3 protein-coding genes are annotated in these 6075 nt (G+C 41.7%); 1 reads left to right on the top strand and 2 read right to left on the bottom strand.

The features are described 5' to 3' along the window. Positions 1–943, top strand: a 943-nt coding sequence (locus QZY09_RS15715; protein WP_295673897.1) for a mannose-1-phosphate guanylyltransferase, incomplete at its 5' end; no start/stop codon positions are given. A gap of 242 nt (positions 944–1185) precedes the next feature. Here QZY09_RS15715 and QZY09_RS15710 read toward each other — a convergent pair. Both QZY09_RS15710 and QZY09_RS15705 read right to left on the bottom strand, forming a co-directional pair. Then, the gene (locus QZY09_RS15710) at positions 1186–3585 is read right to left on the bottom strand and encodes an ABC transporter permease (protein WP_295673895.1); all 2400 of its coding nucleotides are present in this window, start codon (positions 3583–3585) and stop codon (positions 1186–1188) included. 113 nt (positions 3586–3698) lie between these two features. After that, a partial coding sequence (locus tag QZY09_RS15705) for an ABC transporter permease (RefSeq protein ID WP_295673894.1) occupies positions 3699–6075 on the bottom strand: 2377 nt, incomplete at its 5' end.

Below are 6075 nucleotides of genomic sequence, written 5' to 3'. Positions count from 1 at the left end.
TTTAAAAATATGCCCCAAAGAAAATATTTACGTTGTTACCAATGAAATTTATACGGACCTGGTAAAAAAACAATTGCCTGATATGGCCGACGACCAGATCCTAACAGAACCGGTAATGCGTAATACTGCGCCTTGCATCGCCTATGGATCCTTTAGGATTGAAAGCATGAACCCTGACGCGGCAATTGTCGTTGCCCCCTCAGATCATTTAATTTTAGACGAGGCCGCTTTTGTTAGCGCTATTGAAAAATCATTAAAGGTAGCTACTGAAAACAATTGCCTGATAACGTTGGGCATTAAACCTTCAAGGCCAGACACCGGGTACGGTTACATTCAATATACCGATAACAGCCTTGAAAATGATTTTTACAAGGTAAAGACCTTTACTGAAAAGCCAACGCTGGAAATAGCTAAAACATTTTTACAGAGCGGCGATTTCCTGTGGAATGCGGGCATATTTGTTTGGTCGGCCAGGGCTATTGTACATGCATTTAACCAGTATCTGCCCGATATGCACGAAATATTTGCGGATTCACGGCCCGTTTATAACACCCCTGAGGAAAGAAATCATATTCACAAAACCTACCAGCAATGTACCAACATATCCATCGACTATGGCATTATGGAAAAGGCCAACAATGTTTATGTGTTGCCTTCGGAATTTGGCTGGAGCGACCTGGGTACCTGGGCATCTATTTATGAACTGGCAGAAAAAGACTATGTCGGCAACGCTGTCATCCCTGCTGAAAAGGTAATCATGTACGATTCATCCAACTGTATGGTGAATGTACCTGGTGAAAAACTGGTTATTTTACAGGGCCTGCACGATTTTATTGTGGTTGAAGCCAACAATACCCTGCTGATTTGCCCCCGCGACCAGGAACAAAATGTAAAAAAAGTGGTTGCCGACGTAAAACAACAGTTTGGCACGAAGTATATCTAGGTTTTAGAGATCAGAGACCAGAGATTGGAGATTAGGCAGAAATAGTTCGATAATTTTTTCTAATCTCTAATCTCCACCCTCTAATCACTACCCTATTCACTCCGTAAACTTTTAACCGGGTTAGCCAATGCAGCTTTTAAAGCCTGAAAACTCATGGTTATAAAGGCTATGGTTATTGCTGTTACTCCGGCAATTGCAAATACCCACCGTCTCAATGACATAATGACCCAATGACTCTCTGCTCATTCGCTCCGCAAACTATCTACCGGATTTGCCATCGCTGCCCTTACAGCATGGTAGCTAACCATTAATACCGCCGTTACAATCGCTACAAAACCGGCCGCCGCAAACATCCACCAGGAAATGGAAATGCGATAAGCAAAATTTTGAAGCCAGTTACGCATGGCCCACCAGGCTATCGGTGATGCTATTGCGTTTGCGAGAAAAACGAGCTTTAAAAAATCTTTAGACAATAGATTATTGATAGAACTTACGCTAGCGCCCAATACTTTGCGGATGCCAATTTCTTTTGTACGCTGTTCAATAGTAAAGGCTGCTAGGCCAAAAAGACCCAGGGCTGCTAAAATGATAGTGACATAGGTAAATACCCCGAAGATAGATGCCAGGCGGTCGTCTGCTTTGTATTGGGCGTTAAAAGCATCATCCATAAAAGTATAATCAAAGGGTGTATCCTGGTCGTATTTTTTATAGATAGCCTGCATTTTACCCAACAGGGTTGGAAGATTAGTATGGGGGCTGATCCTGGCGAACAGGTTACATCCAAACTTAATGAAATAGCTATCAGTATCCTTTAAAACAACCAGCGACAAAGGCTTTACTGCATATGCCATTGAGGTAAATTTAAAGTCTTTTAACACGCCGCTAACTGTTATTTTTTGATCGCCTGATTTAAGAACACTGCCCACCGGGTTAGCCGGAAGGTGTAACTCCGCAATTGTTTCTTCGTTAATAATAGTTTTATTACGGCTGGCCAACGCCGCATTGGGCGCCGGCGGATACTTCCATTTTAAGCCAAGCGTTGCCATAAAGTTTTCATCAGCAACAATTGCGGCAGCGCCCACGGCCTCACCTTTGGTTTTTCCATCAAAAAAATTCATGTTGTAGCTTTTAAACATGGCATAATTTGAAGTAGCCACGTTGCTTACACCGGCTAATGATTGAATTTCCTGCTTTAACGTACTGTACTTTTTCCCAACACTATTGCCTATAGGGATCATTACCACATTATCTTTATTTATACCAGTATCGGCGTGCCTGAAATAATATAGCTGGCGGTCAATAACTATCCCGCAAACAATCAACCCGATGGATATGGCAAATTGCAGTGTTGTAAATACTTTGCGGACGGTAACACCACCTGCCTGTTTGCTCATTTTACCTTTTAGGGTAATTACCGGTTTAAATGCAGACAACACCATTGAAGGATAAAATCCTGCAATTAAAATAGTTATGACTAATAAGCTAAACAACAAAATGAGCACCAGAGGACTATATAAAAACGAGTTATCGATTTTTAGCTGAAGGATGCTTAAAAACCACGGCGTAATAAAATAGCATAAAAAATATCCAAGCACAAAAGATATACAGGTAAATACCGCCGACTCTACATAAAATTGTATGGCGATGGTTTTACGGCTTGCGCCGGATACTTTGCGCACACCAACTTCTTTTGCCCTTAATGTGGCCCTTGCTGTAGAAAGGCTCATGTAGTTAACCAGCGCCAGCAATAAGATGAGCACAGCCACCAGGGGAAATATTTTGAGGTATCTGATATTCGATTGATCACCGAAGTCGTTTTTTAAATGAGAGTCGACCAGCGCGTTGAAGGAGAATTTAATATTGTCAAAATCTTTATCCTTTTTAGCCACCAGGTCCATTCCCCGCGCCAGCCTTGCCGTATCCGAAGCATTTTTAAGTAACAGGTAAAGCCCAAAGGCACCGAAGCTGATATGCTTATCCCCGGTATACCTGGCCGCTTCTTTCATCGCCAGTAAACTGGCATTGCTGGCAACAAAATTAAAATCAATCGAGGAGTTTGACGGGGCGTTTTCTGCTACGCCGGTAACCTGATAAGTATAAGTGCTATCCGTTTTTATCATAATTGTTTTGCCAACCGGGTTTTCGCCGCCAAAATACTTTTTGGCCATATCCCTTGATAAAACAACGCTGAACGGTCGCTTAAGCACGTTGTTAGTTGAACCCAATAACAGCTTAAAAGAGAAGAAGTTAAAAAAACCAGGATCAGCAAATAAAAGTTTATCCTCAATGAACTTTTTGCCGGGCGAAGACGGATCGTTAACCACCACAGGATTTTGGTTGAAATATGCAAGCGTGCGTATATAAGCTTTTACCGTTGGCTGCGATTGCTGGATAAGCGGCCCGGCAGCGTAACTCATGTACTGCATATTCATGATGGTGCTCCCTTGTTTTATCTGGCCCTGGGGCATAAATATCAGGTCAGCATTTTTATGAAAACGATCATAGCTCATCTCGTGGGCTACATACATCATAATCATCATACAAACAGCCAGCCCTGTGGCCAGGCCCGTAATATTTATGAGGCTAAATAACTTTTGCTTGGTCAGGTTACGCCAGGCGATTTTTATGTAGTTGAATATCATGGCTAATTAATTAGTGATTTAGTGAATTGGTCATTTGTTTCGCGTCATTAGTCATTGTGTCATTAGTTACTTGCCAGCATTCAATGACCAATGACACAATGACTAATGACTTTTCATTCACTCCTCAGGCTTTTCACCGGGTTAGCAAGTGCTGCTTTTACTGATTGAAATACAATAGTTGTGCAGGCGATGATTAATGCACCCAGTCCGGCGGAAACAAGCACCCACCAGCCCATGTTAATGCGGTAAGGGTAGTCCTCAAGCCATTTGTTCATCGCATACCACGCAAGCGGCGAGGCGATAACAATGGCGATGAATACGAGCTTTAAAAAATTCGTCATTAAAACGACGCTAATATTAGCAATGCTAGCTCCTAATACTTTGCGAACGCCAATCTCTTTCACCCTTTGTTCAATAGATAAGGTTGCCAACCCGAATAAGCCCAGACACGAAATAAATATGGAAATCGCGGCTGAGATCGTGATGATCTGTTTCCATTTGTTTACACTATCATATTGATCGGCCAGTTCATCGGTTAAAAAGTTGTATTGAATCGGAGCATCTGCTATCAGTTTTTTGTATTCATGCTGCATAGCCTCAATTGCTTTAACTTTTTGATTTGGGTCGATTTTAACAAGCACGTCGCCATAAGTTGGTTTTGGGAGTTGTTGAATTACGAGCGGGCTAATTTTATAGTTTAACGCTGCGCTGTGAAAATCATGAACGAGCCCGATGACTGTAAGTTCCTGTTTTCCCTGTTTTATCTTCTTACCCAAAGGACTATCCTGCCAGCCGGCGGCCTTTACAAACGATTGATTTACTAAAACCTCTGTAGTATCGCCGGCCATATTGTAAAACCCGTGCCCCTGCACAACCGGAATATTTAATTCGTTCAAAAATTCATTGTCAACGCTCAAAGTTGACGTACTGGTTAGTTTTTTATCGCCAACTTCAAAAAGATCTGCATATACAGAGGTAAATGGCGCCATTTGCCCCGAAATACTTTTTATAAACGGATATTTAGACAAATCGCTTTTAAACACGGGAAAATCATGCGGCAACTGCAAGTCAACAATATCCTGTGGCTTATAACCAAGGTCGGAGTTTACCAGGTAATTAAATTGTTTCAGCATCACGATGGTGCCGATGGCCAAAAAAACAGCAATAACAAATTGCACAACTACCAGGCTTTTGCCGAAATAATTGTGCCCACTGATCTTTAATTTCCCGTAAAGTATTTGTACCGGATTAAAGCCCGATAGTACCATAGCCGGGTAGAATCCTGAAAGAAATGTATTAACGACGATTAGCAATGAAAAAATAACGGCCGATTGCCAGGTTAATAGATATGATGCCTCCAGGTTTTTATTAGCAAGTTCATTGAATTCAGGCAAACAGGCCACCAGTATCATTACCGATATCAATGAGGCAATCAACGTTAGCAGGAACGACTCGCCCATAAATTGAACGATGAGCTGCGCGCGCGAACTGCCGTTAACCTTGCGTATGCCGATCTCTTTGGCGCGACGTAACGAACGAGAAAGCGTTAAATTGATAAAATTAATACAGGCAATAAACAGAATAAAGGCAGCAATGCCACCTAAAATAAGCGAATAATCAACCTTGTTTGACGGCCTTAAGCCGTTCCCGATACCGTATTCGCCCAAATGCACTTTGTAATATGGTTCCAAATTAAATTGGACGCTTAATTTCTGCCCAAACTGCTTTTTGTATTCAGCCAATTTTTTACCAGCATGATAGTTAAAAATAGCATTCATCTTTCGTTCAACGTTTTTTGCGTCGGCACCTGGCCTTACGTAAACAAATGTGTTTAAAAACATGCTAAACCAGTCATCAGGCGTAGACGATTTTGGTAAGGACGGTTCAATAGACATCAGCAAACTAAAATGCAAAGTTGAATTTTGGGGGACATTTTTAGCAACCCCAGTGATGATAAACGGTGAGAACTTGCCACTAACGTTTATCTGTAAAACCTTGCCCACGGCATCGGTATTTCCGAAATATTTTTTTGCCAAATCTTCAGTGATAACCAATGCATTTGCCGAATTTAATACCGCTCCGGGTTTTCCACTGAGCAGCGGGAAGGAAAATATTTTGAAGATACTCTTATCAGCATATAAAATTGGCTCGCTAATTACATCACCGCCTTTTTTTACCAGGACACTTCCACCACCGTTAATACGGCAAAATTCATTTATTTCGGGTATTTCCTGTTTAAAGGTTATTCCTTCTACACCGCTGGTAAATCCGTTTTTATATGCGCTGCCATCGGGCGATCGCCCGTCCTGAACGACCCGGTAAACAGAGGCTCCGTTAGTATTAAAGCGGTCGAAACTGACTTCGTCTTTTATATAAAGCGTAATCAGCATAACACAGGCCAGGCCAATGCTCAGCCCAAAAATGTTTATCAACGTATAGGTTTTGTTCCTGTACATATTGATAAATGCGGATTTCAAATAGTTTTTTATC

Source organism: uncultured Mucilaginibacter sp. (assembly GCF_903913935.1).
GTDB lineage: Bacteria > Bacteroidota > Bacteroidia > Sphingobacteriales > Sphingobacteriaceae > Mucilaginibacter.
This window is presented reverse-complemented; position numbering and strand designations above follow the sequence as displayed.